Origin of the sequence: Colwellia hornerae (assembly GCF_007954355.1) — a bacterium.
In the GTDB taxonomy this organism is placed as follows: domain Bacteria; phylum Pseudomonadota; class Gammaproteobacteria; order Enterobacterales; family Alteromonadaceae; genus Colwellia_A; species Colwellia_A hornerae.
The window spans coordinates 160,548-178,067 of record NZ_VOLR01000008.1 but is presented as its reverse complement, the minus strand read 5'-3'; the positions used below and the strand labels follow the sequence as shown (position 1 = coordinate 178,067).

At 38.4% G+C, this 17,520-nt stretch carries 15 protein-coding genes and 1 tRNA gene; 12 read left to right on the top strand and 4 right to left on the bottom strand.

The annotated features are described in order from the left end of the window. Positions 1-44: 44 nt before the first annotated feature. Both ESZ26_RS07750 and ESZ26_RS07745 read right to left on the bottom strand, forming a co-directional pair. Positions 45-182 carry a CBS domain-containing protein gene (locus ESZ26_RS07750; RefSeq protein ID WP_262984201.1) on the bottom strand — a complete coding sequence of 46 codons (138 nt, stop codon included), beginning with the start codon at positions 180-182 and terminating at the stop codon, positions 45-47. Positions 183-246: 64 nt separating this feature from the next. Beyond that, positions 247-678, bottom strand: coding sequence for a CBS domain-containing protein (locus ESZ26_RS07745; protein WP_170246334.1), 432 nt, complete (start codon positions 676-678; stop codon positions 247-249). A gap of 193 nt (positions 679-871) precedes the next feature. On the opposite strand from ESZ26_RS07745, the gene ESZ26_RS07740 reads away from it, so the two are divergent. The 12 genes from ESZ26_RS07740 to ESZ26_RS07685 all read left to right on the top strand — a co-directional run bounded on the left by ESZ26_RS07740 (position 872) and on the right by ESZ26_RS07685 (position 15,955). Then, positions 872-3,115, top strand: coding sequence for an ABC transporter permease subunit (locus tag ESZ26_RS07740; protein WP_223271709.1), 2,244 nt, complete (start codon positions 872-874; stop codon positions 3,113-3,115). Positions 3,116-3,131: 16 nt separating this feature from the next. Then, positions 3,132-4,769 (top strand): phosphate ABC transporter permease PstA, encoded by a 1,638-nt coding sequence (pstA, locus tag ESZ26_RS07735; RefSeq protein WP_146799163.1) that lies wholly within the window; start codon positions 3,132-3,134, stop codon positions 4,767-4,769. Between the two features lie 120 nt (positions 4,770-4,889). Continuing rightward, the gene (gene pstB / locus ESZ26_RS07730) at positions 4,890-5,711 is read left to right on the top strand and encodes a phosphate ABC transporter ATP-binding protein PstB (RefSeq protein ID WP_146799162.1); all 822 of its coding nucleotides are present in this window, start codon (positions 4,890-4,892) and stop codon (positions 5,709-5,711) included. A gap of 49 nt (positions 5,712-5,760) precedes the next feature. Then, positions 5,761-6,462 carry a phosphate signaling complex protein PhoU gene (phoU, locus tag ESZ26_RS07725; protein ID WP_070374672.1) on the top strand — a complete coding sequence of 234 codons (702 nt, stop codon included), beginning with the start codon at positions 5,761-5,763 and terminating at the stop codon, positions 6,460-6,462. 189 nt (positions 6,463-6,651) lie between these two features. Next, positions 6,652-7,332 carry a TIGR00153 family protein gene (locus ESZ26_RS07720; RefSeq protein ID WP_146799161.1) on the top strand — a complete coding sequence of 227 codons (681 nt, stop codon included), beginning with the start codon at positions 6,652-6,654 and terminating at the stop codon, positions 7,330-7,332. A gap of 9 nt (positions 7,333-7,341) precedes the next feature. Next, positions 7,342-8,607 (top strand): inorganic phosphate transporter, encoded by a 1,266-nt coding sequence (locus ESZ26_RS07715; RefSeq protein ID WP_146799160.1) that lies wholly within the window; start codon positions 7,342-7,344, stop codon positions 8,605-8,607. A gap of 185 nt (positions 8,608-8,792) precedes the next feature. Next, positions 8,793-8,868, top strand: a tRNA-Phe gene (locus ESZ26_RS07710). Positions 8,869-9,042: 174 nt separating this feature from the next. Next, a complete protein-coding gene (locus ESZ26_RS07705; protein WP_223271708.1) occupies positions 9,043-9,663 on the top strand; it encodes a cytochrome c oxidase subunit 3 family protein in 621 nt (206 codons plus the stop codon). A gap of 9 nt (positions 9,664-9,672) precedes the next feature. Beyond that, positions 9,673-9,927: a cytochrome C oxidase subunit IV family protein gene (locus ESZ26_RS07700; protein WP_146799159.1), complete on the top strand. Its 255-nt coding sequence runs from the start codon at positions 9,673-9,675 to the stop codon at positions 9,925-9,927. Positions 9,928-10,122: 195 nt separating this feature from the next. After that, positions 10,123-11,547, top strand: coding sequence for a TolC family protein (locus ESZ26_RS07695; protein WP_146799158.1), 1,425 nt, complete (start codon positions 10,123-10,125; stop codon positions 11,545-11,547). A gap of 2 nt (positions 11,548-11,549) precedes the next feature. Further along, complete coding sequence (locus ESZ26_RS07690; RefSeq protein ID WP_223271707.1) at positions 11,550-12,842, top strand: efflux RND transporter periplasmic adaptor subunit; 1,293 nt, start codon at positions 11,550-11,552, stop codon at positions 12,840-12,842. After that, entirely contained in the window at positions 12,839-15,955 is a 3,117-nt protein-coding gene (locus ESZ26_RS07685; protein ID WP_146799157.1) for an efflux RND transporter permease subunit, read from the top strand. Before ESZ26_RS07690 ends, ESZ26_RS07685 begins: the two co-directional genes overlap by 4 nt. Positions 15,956-16,038: 83 nt before the next feature. Here ESZ26_RS07685 and ESZ26_RS07680 read toward each other — a convergent pair whose 3' ends face one another. Together ESZ26_RS07680 and tal are read right to left on the bottom strand one after the other, a co-directional pair. Next, positions 16,039-16,212: a DUF3545 family protein gene (locus ESZ26_RS07680; protein ID WP_146799156.1), complete on the bottom strand. Its 174-nt coding sequence runs from the start codon at positions 16,210-16,212 to the stop codon at positions 16,039-16,041. A gap of 148 nt (positions 16,213-16,360) precedes the next feature. Continuing rightward, entirely contained in the window at positions 16,361-17,314 is a 954-nt protein-coding gene (gene tal / locus ESZ26_RS07675) for a transaldolase (RefSeq protein ID WP_146799155.1), read from the bottom strand. Between the last annotated feature and the right edge of the window lie 206 nt (positions 17,315-17,520).

Sequence of the window (17,520 nt, the reverse complement as noted above, 5' to 3'; positions counted from 1 at the left end):
AAGCGCCACACTGAAATAAAGCATAAGTAGGTTTATGTCAGTAATTATTTATTAGCGGCTAACTTGTTACGGTATTGTTGGGCGATAACTTTCAAAATATCACGCCAACTAATGATACCAATCGGTTGTATTTTATCATTTACAACCGGCAGACATAACATGTGGTTGTCATGAAACATTATTAAAATTGCTTCATTAGTTAAAGCGCCACACTGAAATTAAGCATAAGTAGGTTTATGTCAGTAATTATTTATTAGCGGCTAACTTGTTACGGTATTGTTGGGCGATAACTTTCAAAATATCACGCCAACTAATGATACCAATCGGTTCCATTTTATCATTTACAATCGGCAAACATGAAAGGTGGTTGTCATGAAACATTAATACCGCGTCATTCAAACTAACTGTTTCTTTGGCTGTTGTTAGGTCTCTGTTCATGATGAGGTGTAGTTTCTTTTGTAACATTGAATGGTCACGGGGCGTTTCGTTTTTAGTGCCGATTGTTGGACTTAAATGTTTGTATATATCTCTATCTGTGATCACACCGACAAGTTGTTTATCACAGAGTATTAAAATATGGTGAATGTTGTGCAGGTCAAATATCGCTTTTGCTTTACTTAAATCATCGTCAAGTTCTAAGGTAATTAAGTCTGTCGACATAATTTTACTTAAGCTCATCATTTTCACCTAATATTTGATTTTGTTTGATCATCACGATAAACAAAACTTTGTTCGTTAACAATCACCTTTTAGTTAAAACTAGCTCTTTAGCGATTTATATAAAAAGTAATCGTTGGCTGTCACAAAAATGTCATACAACTGTCTTATAATTCACATCGTACTAAAGTCTTTATAATTGAAGGTGTTTTAAGTGGCAATTGCATTAAAATCGACTGGCCCACGTCAGTTGAAAAATACATTAGCACAATGGTTAATAACGGTAGGCGGCATAAGTGTTTTATTTACACTGGTGCTGATCTTCTTATATTTACTCTATGTGATAAAACCTATTTTCGAGTCGGCAACAATAGAGCCTGTTGGTCAATTTGAAATCAGTACGGCGGCACCGACGTTATCTGCAGGTGTTGATGAACTAAAAGAAGTCGCTTTTCAAATTACTGAGCAAGGTGATATTAATTTTTATCAGCTGGTTAAAAGTGCGGCTCATGAAAAAAGCACGTTAGTACTCAATGAAAGCTTATTGAGTGAGGATAAAACCTTAGTTAATGTGGTTAACTCTGGCGTAGAAAAGAAACTACTTATCGATAGTGATGGCGAGATACAACTTATTGCCGCTAAATTCTTTTCTAATTTTGACTCGGGTACGCGAGAAATCATTCCTAGTGTTGCCTATCCGTTGGGAGAAGAGTCGCTAGCCGTTGATGAAAGTGGGGAACTTCTTACTCAGCTTTCATTTAGCATGAATGATGAAAAAGCGGTTTTTGTTGCTTTTACGCAAGACCAGCGCTTAATTAAGACCAGTTTACTTGCTGAAGATGACTTTACTTACGACAGTGCTTACGAAACCCTTTATCAAGAAATTGATTTCCCTGCAGATCATGTCAATGAGATTTTAGTTACCCCTGATATGAGATTAGCTTTTGTGCGTAGCGATGATCAAATCTTTGTTTTCGATCTAACCAATGAAGATATTGTTGAACTTAAAGCAACCATTATTCCTTCGTTAGAGCAAACCAGTACTAAACCTCAGCATATTACGGCGATGGCATTACTTTCGGGTAGCAGCTCAATTTTATTGGGTAGCAGTGCGGGTAAAGTTACACAATGGTTTGAAGTGGCTACTGACAATGGTCGTCAATTTAAAAATGTTCGTACCTTTAACGTTAGCGATACTGAAGCGGTTACTCAAATTCATACCGAACAATTTCGTAAAAGTTTTTATACCTTAACGACGTCAGGCAATATGGGCGTTTTCTACACCACCAGTGAAGCTGACTTATGGCGTGGCCAGTTAACAACTACCGAACCCAACGTATTTGCTATTTCTCCTCGTGCCGATGGTTTAGTGGTTATTGATGAAAATCAGCTAAAAATATTCAGTGTTGAAAATGAACATCCTGAAGTTACCTGGAGCGCTTTGTGGGAAGAAGTTTGGTATGAAGGTTACCCAGAGCCAGAATATATTTGGCAATCAACTTCCGGTTCAGATGATTTCGAAGGTAAGTTCTCTTTAGTACCTATTTCATTTGGTACCATGAAAGCGGCGATGTACGCGATGTTATTTGCTGTACCTATTGCGTTAAGTGCTGCGATTTATACTGCTTATTTTATGACCCCAGGTATGCGCAGAAAAGTTAAGCCAACGATTGAGTTAATGGAAGCCTTGCCCACCGTTATTTTAGGTTTCTTGGCGGGTTTATGGTTAGCGCCAATAATAGAAAATTATTTGCCCGCAATCGCGATGCTATTAATTATGTTACCGCTGTCAGTATTTGTTACCGCATTTGCTTGGCATAAACTGCCCAAAGAAATGAAAAACACTATTCCTGAAACATGGGCACCGATCATACTTGTTCCGGTCTTGTTGATTGCCGGTGGCAGTGCATTTTTGTTATCGCCCTTCTTTGAAAGCTTATTTTTTGGTGGCGATGTTCGTCAGTATATTACTAACGACCTAGGTATTGATTTTGACCAACGTAATTCATTAGTCGTTGGTTTAGCGATGGGGTTTGCCGTTATACCGACCATTTTCTCTATGGCAGAAGATGCAATATTTAGTGTACCTAAGCATTTAACCAGTGGTTCACTCGCATTAGGTGCCACACAATGGCAAACGCTTGCGAAAGTTGTGTTGTTAACTGCTAGTCCAGGTATTTTTTCTGCGGTGATGATGGGCTTAGGCCGTGCAGTAGGAGAAACTATGATCGTATTAATGGCCACGGGTAACACGCCAATTTTAGATTGGAGTATCTTCCAAGGTATGCGTACCTTAGCCGCTAATATTGCTGTTGAAATGCCAGAGTCCGAAGTGGGTAGTTCACATTATCGAATCTTATTTTTAGCTGCTTTTGTTTTATTTGTTTTCACCTTTATTTTTAACACGTTTGCTGAGCTGATACGTCAGCGCTTACGTGAAAAATACAGCTCGTTATAGTTAAGGAACTGAGTTTATGAATAGTTGGTTTAAATCTGGTTCTCCGTGGGTGTGGTTATCTGCTGGCGGAGTAAGTATCAGTTTAATTTCAGTTCTAGGTTTATTGTGGTTAATTGCTTCACGCGGATTATCGTACTTTTGGCCTGCAGACATTTATCAATTTGAGACGGTTAATGAAAAAGGCCAAGCAGTGACCGTTATTGGTGAGATATACGATCGTGAGAGCCTGCCAACCAAGCAGTTATCGCATTTAGATTTAGGTTTAGATCCTACTAAAGAAACAATCGAGCGAATTTTAGTAAAAACCGGTAACCGTGAATTAGTTAATTTAGACTTTCGCTGGTTGTTAATGCCCCTTATTAACAAAACGACTATGCCTGAAGATATTGTCGTGGTTGAACGTCGCACCAATGGTAATTTTTATGGCTTTATTGAAGGGATCATCTTAGATGGTCAGCCTGCAGGCCTAGAAAAAATGGCTGATTTGCTCGAGCGTGTTGATGACTTTCAAGACGAAATGGACGAATTACAAAAAGTTGATATTGGCGCCATTAATTATCAAATAGAACGCTTACGTCTTAAAAAGCGTAAACATAAACTTGATGAGACCTTAACCGTTGAGCGAGAACAAGAAATCGATGGAGAAGTTGCCCGTTATAACGCCGATTATCAAGTACTAGAAAAACAGTTAATGGCTATCCGTGACAAAGTATCTCGTGATCAACTTGTGGTACGTGCGATGGGTGGCGAAGTTATTAAGATAAATTTTGAAGAAATACTCAAAGTTACTTATAACAATAAACTGTCTATTTTTGGCCGTTCTGCGGTATTTATTCAGCAAATAGGTAGTTTCTTAATTGATGATCCTCGAGAAGCCAATACCGAAGGGGGTGTTTTCCCAGCAATATTTGGTACTGTTTTAATGGTTTTACTGATGACAGTAATCGTTTCGCCTATGGGCGTTATAGCAGCTATTTACTTACATGAATATGCGGGTAAAAATGCCCTGACCAAACTCCTTCGCATTGCAGTTATTAATTTAGCGGGTGTGCCATCAATCGTTTATGGTGTATTTGGCTTAGGTTTTTTTGTTTACATGGTGGGTGGTAGTTTAGATCAATTGTTTTATGCTGAAACATTACCCAGCCCAACTTTTGGTACACCGGGTGTTATGTGGTCAGCTATTACTTTAGCGATACTCACGTTACCCGTTGTTATTGTGTCGACCGAGGAAGGTCTATCACGCATTCCGTCAGCCATGCGTCACGGTTCTTTAGCGCTAGGGGCAACCAAAGCCGAAACCTTGTGGCGTATTATTCTACCAATTGCCAGTCCGGCAATTATGACCGGTATAATTTTAGCTATTGCGCGTGCAGCCGGCGAAGTTGCACCATTGATGTTGGTCGGTGTTGTAAAAATGGCGCCTAATTTACCCCTTGATGGTAACTTTCCATATTTACATTTAGACCGTAAGTTTATGCATTTAGGTTTTCATATTTATGATGTAGGTTTCCAAAGCCCTAATGTTGAAGCAGCACGACCCTTAGTTTTTGCAACCGCATTTTTATTGGTAACCATTATTGTCTCACTAAATATGACGGCGGTTACCATACGTAACCGTTTAAGAGAAAAATATCGCATGTTAGAGCATTAACTTTATTAAGGAATGTCATGCTTGTTTTAGCAAAAGATGCTGAAACAAATATGACTCAAAATATAAAGTAAAAAAGTGTTAACAGTCACGAACAAAAATTAAGCATTGAAAGAGAATATTATGATTTCAGTCAGCCCAAGAACATTAGATCCAAAAGTTAAACTTGATCTTAATAACTTATCGCCAGAACAAGTGGCATTAGAAATTAAAAATTTGAACCTATATTACGGTGACAAACAAGCGCTACAAAACATCAGTATGTCTATTCCTAAAGGACAAGTGACCGCGTTTATCGGTCCTAGTGGTTGTGGTAAGTCGACGTTATTACGTTGTATTAACCGTATGAATGACTTAGTTGATATTTGTAAGATTGAAGGTGAAATTAACCTTCATGGCGAAAACATTTATGGTAAACAAGTTGATGTTGCTGCGCTGCGTCGCCAAGTAGGTATGGTGTTTCAACGACCTAATCCATTCCCTAAAAGTATTTATGAAAATGTTGTCTATGGCTTACGTATTATGGGTGAAAACAATCGCCGTGTTTTAGATGAAGCCGCAGAAAATGCGCTGCGAAGTGCTGCGTTATGGAATGAAGTAAAAGATCGTTTGCACGACAGTGCACTAGGACTTTCTGGTGGTCAACAACAACGTTTAGTGATTGCTCGCGCCATTGCGATTAAGCCCGAAGTATTATTACTCGATGAACCTACCTCGGCACTTGACCCTATTTCAACATTGACGATTGAAGAATTGATTAATGACTTGAAAAAGCAGTTCACTGTGGTCATTGTTACGCATAATATGCAACAAGCAGCACGTGTTTCAGATCAAACGGCGTTTATGTACATGGGTGACTTAATTGAATACAGCGATACTAATACGTTGTTTACCACACCGGCAAAAAAGAAAACTGAAGATTATATTACTGGCCGTTACGGTTAATAGAGACGATTAATATTCTACTTTTATTATAGAATAACAAGGAAAAACAATGGATAACATCAATCTTGGTCGTCATATATCAGGCCAGTTTAACGAAGATTTAGAAAACGTCATCAACCATGTCATGCATATGGGTGGGTTGGTTGAAAAGCAATTAAGTGATTCACTCACGGCTGTTTATGATGCCGATGAAGCGTTGGCAAAAAATGTGTTAGCGAACGATTATAAAATTAACGCTTTAGAAGTCAGTATTGATGATGAATGTACGCGTATTATCGCTAAACGTCAGCCAGCAGCTGGCGATTTACGTTTAATTATGGCTATTGTCAAAACAATTGCTGATTTAGAGCGTATCGGCGACGAAGCACAGAAAATTGCCCGGGTTGCACTGGAAAACTTCTCTGGCGAACAAAAAGCGCTGTTACTTAATTTAGATAATTTAGGCCGTAAAGTTTTAGAATTTTTACAAGCAACCCTTGATGCTTTTACACGCATGGACGTTGACTCAGCTGTGTTAACTCATGGTAATGATGAGAAAATTGACCGTGAATATGAGGCACTAATGCGCCAATTAATGACTTATATGATGGAAGACCCACGTTCAATTCCACAAATAATGAGTGTTATCTGGTCAGCGCGTGCTTTAGAGCGTATTGGCGACCGTTGTCAAAATATTTGTGAATACATTATCTATTTTGTCAAAGGAAAAGATGTTCGTCATACAACTGCGGAAGATATTAAATCTTTGTAAATTTACAAAAAGCCGCTACGTTTAAATAACTTTCTATATACCTGTGATGTTTCGACAAATCATAGGTATATCTACTTAAAAGCACAGGAATTGTCAGGTGATCGTGATAAAACGCTTGAAGATCGTGTTAAATGGGTTAATATCCGCGACGAATAATAACAAAGAGCAATTTGGCTCTGGGAATAAATTATGGCTAGAAATTCAATACTAGGTGTCTTTGCAAAGTCACCTATTAAACCATTAGAAAAACACATTCGATTGGTCACTAAGTGTTGTAATCAACTAACTCCTTTCTTTGCTGCTTGTGCTGAACAAGATTGGTCAAAAGCAGGAAAACTTCGCAGTAAAATTTCAAAATATGAACGTGATGCGGACAAATTAAAACGCGAAATACGCCTTGAACTTCCGGGTGGTTTATTTATGCCTGTTGATCGTGCTGACTTGCTAGAGTTACTTTCCCAACAAGATAAAATTGCTAACAAAGCAAAAGATATTGCCGGACGTATTTTAGGGCGCAAACTGATTATCCCCGAAACACTACAAGATTCTTTTGTGGCGTATGTCGCTCGAAATATTGAAGCAGCCGAAAAAGCAGCTGACGCGATTAATGAATTAGACGACTTACTCGAAACGGGTTTTCGTGGTCGAGAAGTAGCATTGGTTGAGAAGATGATTAACCAATTAGATGAAATAGAAGATGATACTGACGGCATGCAAATTAAATTGCGTAGCGACTTATTGGCGATTGAAAATGACTTAAATCCTATTGATGTAATGTTTTTATATCAAATTATTGAATGGATAGGTGATTTAGCTGATTTAGCCGAACGTGTTGGTGCTCGCTTAGAAATTTTACTGGCTAGAAAGTAAGGGTTACTCATGGATATATTATTAACACATGGCCCTATGTTGGTCATTATTGCCGGCGTTGTTGGCTTCTTTATGGCGTGGGGCATTGGTGCAAACGATGTCGCTAACGCAATGGGTACATCAGTTGGCTCTAAAGCGCTAACGATTAAACAAGCTATTATTATAGCGATGATTTTTGAATTTGCGGGTGCATATTTAGCGGGTGGTGAAGTGACTTCAACCATACGTAAAGGCATTATTGATGCAGCCTATTTCGTCGATAGCCCGGAACTGCTCGTTTTTGGTATGATCTCAGCATTGTTTGCTGCGGCAACTTGGTTGCTTATTGCTTCTATTCTAGGTTGGCCAGTATCGACAACGCACTCAATCGTTGGCGCTATTGTTGGTTTTGCTGCCGTCGGTGTTAGTGTTGATGCTGTTGAATGGGCCAAGGTTATCGGTATTGTAGGTAGTTGGATAGTTACACCTCTTATCTCGGGTATTATCGCGTTTATTATTTTTAATAGTGCACAGAAATTAATTTTTGATACTGACAATCCTTTAGTTCAAGCGAAGCGTTATGTACCCATTTATATGTTTTTAGCGGGTTTTGTTTTAGCGCTAGTCACCATTAAAAAAGGTTTGAAGCATTTAGGCTTAGACATAGGTTCAGGCGAAGGTTTCTTATACGCATTTATTGTTGCCGCTTTTGTAGCGCTTATCGGTAAGATCTTTATCAACCGTTTAAAATTTGATGAAACAGCGGCAAAGAAAACACACTATGCCAACGTAGAAAAAGTATTTGCGGTATTAATGATTGTTACTGCCTGTGCAATGGCATTTGCTCATGGTTCAAACGACGTTGCTAATGCGATTGGTCCATTGGCTGCAGTAGTAAGTATTGTTGGTAATGAAGGTCAAATTGCAGCTAAATCAGCTATTGCATGGTGGATTTTACCACTAGGTGGTTTTGGTATTGTTGCTGGTCTTGCCTTATTTGGTCACCGAGTTATTGCAACCATAGGTAACGGCATTACGCATTTAACACCAAGTCGTGGCTTCGCAGCTGAATTAGCGGCGGCATGTACGGTGGTTATCGCTTCAGGTACCGGTTTACCTATCTCAACCACACAAACATTAGTAGGTGCTGTGCTAGGTGTCGGAATGGCACGTGGCATTGCGGCAATCAACTTAACGGTTGTACGTAACATTGTCGTCTCTTGGGTTGTTACCTTACCGGTTGGCGCCGGTTTATCAATTCTTTTCTTCTGGGGAATGGTGGCAATTTTCACCTAAGCTCACTGAGAAAATTTACTTTTTAAAAAACCAGCAGTGATGCTGGTTTTTTTATTAAAAGTATTGAATTTGTAAACTTTTAGCACTAACCGTTATATAATTAAAAAGTGCTTAGGTAATGCTTGCCTGAACCACTATTACCCTATATTATAACGCCTCTTTGACGTTCATTAGAATCTCAAACTGCCTTGATAGCTCAGTCGGTAGAGCAGAGGATTGAAAATCCTCGTGTCCCTGGTTCGATTCCGGGTCAAGGCACCATATTTCTCTTAATTGAGACGCGAAAGCCCACAAGTTATTGTGGGCTTTTTTGTTTTAAAGAATATCTATTATCAATAAAATTAGTATCACTTTGCTAGATTCCCGTTTTATATCAAACTTTCTCTTTTAGCATTATGTTATAAATATCGTCCTTGATATCACTAGAACTCAATAATGATGAGTACAAAGCAAACCTATGTACCCTTAGGAATTTTTTTCGCCTCATGGAGTGAAAAAAAAGCTGGACGAGTACCGGGCAACATCCCTATCTGGGTGGGAATATTATCCGAATTAACCGAATTTGGTATTTTCTTTAGCGCCTATTTTATTGCTAAATTTTATTATCCGGCAGTATTCTCTCTTGGCCCGCAAAGTTTACATACCACTATTGGTGTATTGAATACTATTGTTTTATTGTCTAGTAGCTATTTTATGGCCAAGGCAATGGCCAATATTCGAATGAATAATTTAGTGAAATGTGAACGCTTTTTATGGCTTGCTCTACTTTGTGGTTGTAGTTACTTATGCTTAAAAACCTGGGAGTTCCACTGGAATGACCTACAAGGGTATAGCACTAGCACCAATGAATTTTTCACTGTCTATTATTATATGACGTTTAATCATTTCTTACATGTGGGGTGGGCAGCATGCGCCATATTATGGGTGATCTTTAGATTAAGAAAAGGGGCATATTCAGCAACAAATCATTCAGGTTTAGAGGCACTTGCTGTTTATTGGCATATGATTGATTTGATGTGGATTTTGATTTTTCCATTATTATATGTATTAAGGTAGCGTTGCAATATGAAAGGTCTCGGCAAACTAGAATACTACTTAATGGTATTAATTTTAATCACTTTACTTAACACTTTTTTAGGTGAAAATTTTCAGTCAACGGCAATTGTCAGTGTTTTAGTCGCAATAACGGTAATGTGCAAAGGTATCGTCGTTATTGATCACTTTATGGAACTTAAAGGCGCACATAGGTATTTAAGACTAATGATGAAAACTTACTTTGTGATATTCCCATCGTTAATCATGTTAACTATTTTTTACTGAGCTAAGCGCATTCTTGACGTTTACTTAGTCGCTATTTTAATAACCGACATTAGAAAGTATCACCACTCACCGTTTTATTCAGGCTATTCATCGCAGTAAACTTTCTGAAAGTAAACTTTTGTAAAGTCATTACAGTCTTTTATTAATATTGATTACAATTAATGTATTAAAAATACTATAAGTGGTTTCATTTTTATGGAAAACCGTTTTCGAATACATATCAAACACAGTGTTATGATTGTTATAGCAACAACCATGTTGTTGGCTTGCTCGAGTACTTCTGAGCTTGATAAAAATATCAGAAAAATTGACTTACCTGCAACTTGGCAAGAAAGTGAACAAAACCTTCAGGTTGAAAATAACTGGCTAGAACAGCTTGATAGTCCTCAAGTTCAACAACTAGTGAGAACAGCACTAGCATCGAATCACCAATTAAAAATTCAAGCATATAATGTTGAAATACAAAAGCAACAAATGATCATTTCTGGCAGTACGCTTTGGCCATCGCTTGATTTGTCTTTGCGTTCGGGTCGAAATAAATACAATGACTCTGGTACTTACGCTAATTCGAGCGCAGTTAATTTGAATTTAACTTATGAGCTTGATTTATGGGGGAAACTCTCTGCCGCTGACCAACAAGCTAACTTAACGTTTATGGCTGAGCAGTCGAGCTTTGAACAAAGTAAACAGCAATTAGTGGTTGATGTTGTCACCACATGGTTCGCGGTTGTTGAGGCGGAAAAATTATTGTCACTTTATCAAAGTCGTGTAAAAAACTCCCAACAAAATTTAGACATTATTGAATCAGGTTATAACAGTGGCTTAAGTGAAGCTCTTGATGTTTACCTGACACGTAATGAGCTAAACAATGAGTTAACGCGTGTTTGGGAACAAAAAGCGGTAAAAACTCAGTTAATTAGACAACTAGAACGTTTAGTCGGTGAGTATCCCACAGGAACATTGTTAGTTGAGGCTGATTTACCGCTACTAACCTCTGATATTCCGCTAGGACTGCCATCAGAGCTTATTAGCAGAAAGCCTAAATTAAAGTCTAGTTGGTATTTACTGCTTGCTAAAGATGCTGGCCTCGCTTATGCACACAAACAACGTTTTCCAAGCCTAAGTTTTACAGCGTCGGTAGGAGACAGTGGCATTGCTATCGATGACTTGCTATCAGGGGCATCGTTAGCATGGTCCTTGTTGGGAAATATTTCTGCACCTGTATTTAATGCTGGCCGCTTGGCTGCTAATGAAGAGCAAGCGCGGTTAGCGTTGAAACAAAACGAACAGCAATATCTTGAGCACTTATATAATGCCTTTACTGAGGTTGAGAATGTAGTGACCCAAGAAAAAAGTTTAAAAAATAGCTATAAAAGCATGTTGGCTGCACAAGAAAACGCCAAAGTTGCCGCGACACTTTCTTTTGAACAATACCAAAGTGGTTTAGTTAATTACACCACAGTACTTGATGCACAATCACGATCGTTTGACGCACAAAGTACCTTAATAAAACTTAAAAATCGTTTGATTGCTAATCGCATACAACTACATTTAGCACTCGGTGGTGACTTCACTGTGTCTGATAAAACCGCCACTACTATTAATCCAAAGGCTGAATAATAATGTCTTCACAACCTAGTTTACCTACAGAAATAACACAAAAACCAAGCATGATAAAAAAGCTGATCATTTTAACTGTTATTATTGGCGTTACATTATCATTAGTCGCGTTGATTTATAGTAACCCACCACAAGCCAAAAAGGCTAAAGCTTCAAAAGCGCCACAGATGACAGTAGCAACAAAGATTCTAGCGCCGCAACGTTATCAAGTCATGGTGGAAAGTTTTGGTACAGTAAAACCTCGCACGCAAAGTATACTTTTTTCACAGGTTGCTGGTCAAATTACTCAAGTCAGTAGCCAATTTCGTGACGGTGGTTTTTTTGAAAAAGGTGATGTTTTAGTACAACTGGATGACCGAGATCACCAGTCAGAAGTAAAAGTATCACAAGCAAATCTTTTATCGGCCAACCAAGTATTACTTGAAGAAAAAGCCAGAGTGCAACAAGCAAAAGCCGACTGGCAACGTTTGGGAAATGGTAAAGTAGCCGGTATTTTAGTGTTACGACAGCCACAACTTGAGTCAGCAAAAGCAAATGTACTTTCTGCACAAGCGCAATTAGATAAAGCCAAGCTATCGTTAGAACGCACCCAAATAGTGGCACCTTATGCGGGGCGAATTTTGAAAAAACAAGTCGATATTGGGCAAGTTGTTACCAATAACAGTCAACTTGCCACCATTTTTGCTGTTGATTATGTAGAAATTCGCTTACCGATTAATAATAAAGACCTTTCTTTGATTAATTTACCGGAAGAGTATCGATATATTGGTGAACAAGGTAATAAGGACGATGTAAAAATAACCTCAGATTTAATTGGTCATCAATCATGGCATGGAAAAATAATTCGCACCGAAAGTGCTATCGACGAACAGTCGCAGCAGCTCTATGTTGTTGCACAAATTAATCGCCCCTATGATGCAACAACCTCTTTGGGATCACCGATAAAAATAGGTCAATATGTTACTGCCCAAATAACAGCAAAAGAACTAAGCAACGTTTTGGTTATTCCCAGTAATGTTATTTATCAGGGAAGCTATGTCTATACAGTTGAAAATGGTTTATTAATTCGTAAAGAGGTTCTCCTTGGGTGGCAGAACGGTAAACAGTCAATTGTTGAGTCTGGGCTCGTTGCTGGAGATGAACTTGTGCTAACTTCTTTAGGACAGGTCAGCTCTGGAACTCCCGTAGCCATTGAAGGAAAAGCCCCAAGTAAAGCAGCACAAAAAAATCAAGAAGTTCTGCAAAATAAGGCAAAACTTAAAGGTATTAAAAGATCAAAGGGTGAAGCACAATGATCGCCTGGTTTGCTCGAAATCACGTAGCGGCGAATCTGTTATTAATTACTATTTTAATTTTAGGTTTATTTAGTCTCTCTGTGCGGATACCGGTTGAGGTTTTCCCTTCATTTGCCTCTGACCGTATCAATGTGAATGTCTCGTTACGTGGCGCTACGCCAGAAGATATTGAAAAAAGTATTTCTATTCGCATAGAAGAGGCGATACAAGACTTAGAAGGTATTAAGCAAATCGCTAGTCGTTCATCTGAGGGCTCTTCAGCGGTAAATATCGAAGTTGAAAGTGGTTACGATGCACGAGAAGTTTTGGCTGATATTAAAAGTCGTGTCGATACTATCAATACTTTTCCAGCAGATGCTGAAAAACCGGTAGTGTCGTTAGCAACTCGAAAAAGAGAAGTTATTTCAGTTAGTGTCGCAAGTATTTATGGTGAAAAAGAAACGCGAGAGTACGCAGAGAAAGTCCGTGACGAGTTGTTAAAAATACCAGCAATTACTCAGGCTGAACTGAGCGGTGTTCGCAACTACGAAATCTCTATTGAAATACCTCAAGATAAATTACAACAATATAACTTAACTATCTCGCAAGTGTCAGCCGCGATAAATAATTCTAGTACAGATGTTTCTGCCGGTAATCTAAGAACCGACGGAGGAGATGTTCTATTATTGTCAAAAGGGCAAGCTTATCGTAAAAATGAATTTTCTGATATCGCGATAAAGACTCATACCGATGGTTCTATTTTACGTTTGTCTGATATTGCGCTGATCACTGATGCTTTTGAAGAAACCCCGGTCAGAACTCGCTTTAATGGTAAGCAAGCCGCCTTTATCGACATCTATCGTATTGGTCCACAAAGCGCCATCGACGTTGCCGATGCAGTAAAAGATTATATTGATGAACAGCAAGAAAATGTGCCAATAGGTGTAGAGTTAAGTTATTGGGATGACGACTCTCAAATTGTAAAAAACCGTATTGCAACGTTAACAACAAGTGCGCTGCAAGGTGGTATTTTAGTATTGGCATTATTGAGTTTGTTTTTACGCCCGTCTATCGCCTTTTGGGTTTTTATTGGCATTCCGATTTCATTTATGGGTGCTTTTATAGCAATGCCTTTTTTTGGTATAACACTAAATGTCATGAGCCTATTTGGATTTATTTTAGTACTCGGTATTGTCGTTGATGACGCCATTGTCACCGGAGAAAATATTTATACCCATTTAAAAACCGCTAAGTCGGGGGAAGAGGCGGCGATAAGAGGTACGGAAGAAGTGGCTACGCCGGTTACTTTTGGCGTGTTAACCACTATTGCCGCATTTTTACCGCTGGCATTTATTGAAGGAGCGCGGGGGGCATTGTTTGCACAAATCCCGGTCATTGTTATTCCTGTTTTATTGTTTTCTTTAATCGAGTCAAAATTTGTTTTACCGTCACATTTAAAGCATTTAAAACTGCGCAGTCAAAAAACAAAAACCTCTAAATTTAGTCAACTACAACAACGCTTTGCGGATGGCTTTGAAAACACAATTTTACGTTATTATCAGCCTTTGTTAAAAAAAGCCATTAACTTTAAAACCGCAACGTTTTTTGGTTTTGTAGGTGTTTTCTTAATTATCATTACTTTGGTGATGAGTGGCTGGACTAAATTTATCTTCTTTCCAAGAATACCCAGTGAGACGGTAAGAGCTTCATTGACCTTACCAGCAGGATCACCATTTGAGGTAACGAATAAACATATCTTAAAAATGACAGAGAAAGCAGAAGAATTACGTGAGAAATATATTGATGAGGCGACCAATGAAAGTATCATCATTAATATTTTGGCAACAACGGGCGGCAGAGGCGGCACAACCAATCAAGGCAGTGTTCGTTTTGAGATAACGCCACCAGAGTCTAGAAGCTTATCAATTGGCTCAACACAGTTAGTTCGAGAATGGCGGGAGCTCATTGGGCCAATTCCTGGCGCTGAAAGTATGACCTTTAGAGCCGAGATAGGTCGCTCGTCAGACCCTATCCAAGTACAACTCAAGGCAAGCTCTTTAGACTCTCTTAAAGAAATTACCGATAAGGTGAAGATACGTTTAGCTACTTACCCAAGCGTTTTCGACATAGAAGACAGTTTGTCAGACGGTAAAGAAGAGCTACAAATCGAATTAACTGAGCAAGGTAAAGCGCTAGGGCTAACTCGGGTAAGTATATCTAATGAAGTACGCCGCTCGTTCTTTGGCTCGCAAGTTCAACGTATTCAACGTGGTAGAGACGATGTTCGGGTAATGGTACGTTTACCTTTGAGTGAGCGTCGCACAATTGCTGATTTAGAAAATATTCTTATTGGAACTCCAAATGGTGGTTCAGTTCCTTTGGCTCATGTTGCTCGTTTTATTCCAGGAAAAAGTCCATCTACCATCTCCAGAATTGACCGTTATAGAACCGCCAATGTTAGCGCTGATGTCGATAAAGAAAACACCAATATGACAATATTACAGGCTGATTTAAAAACTTATTTGGATGAACTTCTTTTACAATATCCAGGTGTTAGTCATTCGCTTGAAGGTGAAGCTAAAGAGCAACGAGAATCATTTGGCTCGTTAGCTTGGGCATTAGTTTTTGTTTTCTTTATTATTTATGCTTTGTTGGCCATTCCATTTAGGTCTTACTTACAACCTATTATTGTAATGAGCGTTATTCCTTTTGGTATGATAGGTGCTGTTATAGGCCACTGGATCATGGGCATGGAATTAACCATTATGAGCTTATTGGGCATGCTGGCATTAATTGGTGTGGTGGTGAATGATTCATTGGTATTAGTTGATTTTATCAATAAAAAACGAGCCGAGGGTATTAAGCTTATGGAGGCCGTACTTACCGCGGGCGCTTCACGTTTTCGTCCTGTTATGTTGACTAGCTTAACCACCTTTATTGGTTTAATGCCGTTACTTTTTGAGCAATCAACTCAAGCACAATTTCTTATCCCTATGGCTGTTTCTCTTGGTTTTGGGATCTTGTTCGCGACCTTTATTACCTTGATTTTAGTGCCGGTTAACTACTTGATTGTTGAACAGATAAAAGCATTTTTTGGTGTTAAGCCTACGGGATATATTATGGAGCAAGTTTAGCTTTTACATTTATGGTCTTTGAAGCAATAAAAAACCCAATAAAAAACCCAGTTAAAAACTGGGTTTTTTCATTTGAAATAAAGCTAGAAATCTTCCAGCATAAACTCTAACGAGTCTTCATACGCTTTTAGTTCTTTTTCTAGTTGAAACCTTTCCTTGATCAGTTCTATTTCACGCCATTTTCTTTTCTTATTAGTGCTTTCTGAGGACTTAGGTCTTTTACCAAATGAGCCCATTACTTGTTGAAGTTTATCCATAGAACACTCCTTTTTATTTAATAGCACCTTTTTAATAACACATTCAAGATGATAAGCAAATAATTAAAGCAATAAATACGGCTAATATCTGTTGGCAAAGTAACTCATTTTAGACTTTATTTTAAACTAACTGTATGAATAATAGCTATTAAAGCAACTCTGCAAGCTGTTTTTCTAATTTAATCTGGTCAAGGGTGAAATTTCTGATCCCCTCAGCAAGTTTTTCTGTGGCCATAGCATCTTCATTCATGGCCCAGCGATAGCTACTTTCTGATAATTTTTCCTGAGCGGCTAGTGTTGGTTGCTCACTAAATAACTTTTGCTCAAGGGGTTCATTACACTTTGATAGTTCGTCTAACAGGTTTGGACTTATCGTTAAACGATCACAACCGGCAAGTTGACGTATCTCATCGATGTTTCTAAAACTAGCGCCCATCACTACAGTTTTATAACCTTTACCTTTGTAATAGTTATAAATGCTAGTAACCGAGACCACGCCAGGGTCTTCATCAGCCGCGTATTCACTTTTACCGCTATCCTTTTTGTACCAATCTAAGATACGGCCAACAAAAGGTGAGATTAAATAAACTCCTGCTTCTGCACAAGCTTGTGCCTGAGCAAAACTAAACAATAACGTTAGGTTACAGTTAATGCCTACCTTTTCTAGTTGCTCTGCAGCTTTAATACCTTCCCAAGTAGATGCCAGTTTAATAAGGATACGATCGTTGCTAATACCTGCTTCTTTATACATCGCCATAAGCTTATGCGCTTTGGCAATTGAAGCTTGTGTATCAAAAGATAAACGCGAATCTACTTCTGTTGAAATACGGCCAGGTACTGTTTTTAAAATCTCTAAGCCAATTAATACTGATAGTTTATCAGCCGCATCAATAACTTGCTGTTCTGTAGATGATGACTGTTCTTTCGCCCATGTCACAGCTTCAGTAAGTAAATGTTGATAACCGTCCAGTGACGCTGCTTTTAATAATAGCGATGGGTTTGTGGTTGCATCTTGTGGTTGAAAATTTGCGATCGCTTCAATATCGCCGGTGTCAGCAACTACTGTGGTCATCTGTTTTAATTGTGAAAGCTGGTTAGTCATGTCCATTACCTTTTTAACGAAAAACTTAAAATTGGAGAATTATTACAACATAAATGGCTAAAAAAGCGATAAATCTTTGATGTAATGCCTAATATGACTGTATTTGTAACAAATTTTCAATATATAGCAAGTATGTTTGACATTTTTTTAACTGTGATAGCAATTGGCTTATCATTTATCTTCATGTTTAGCGGTTTTATTGTATT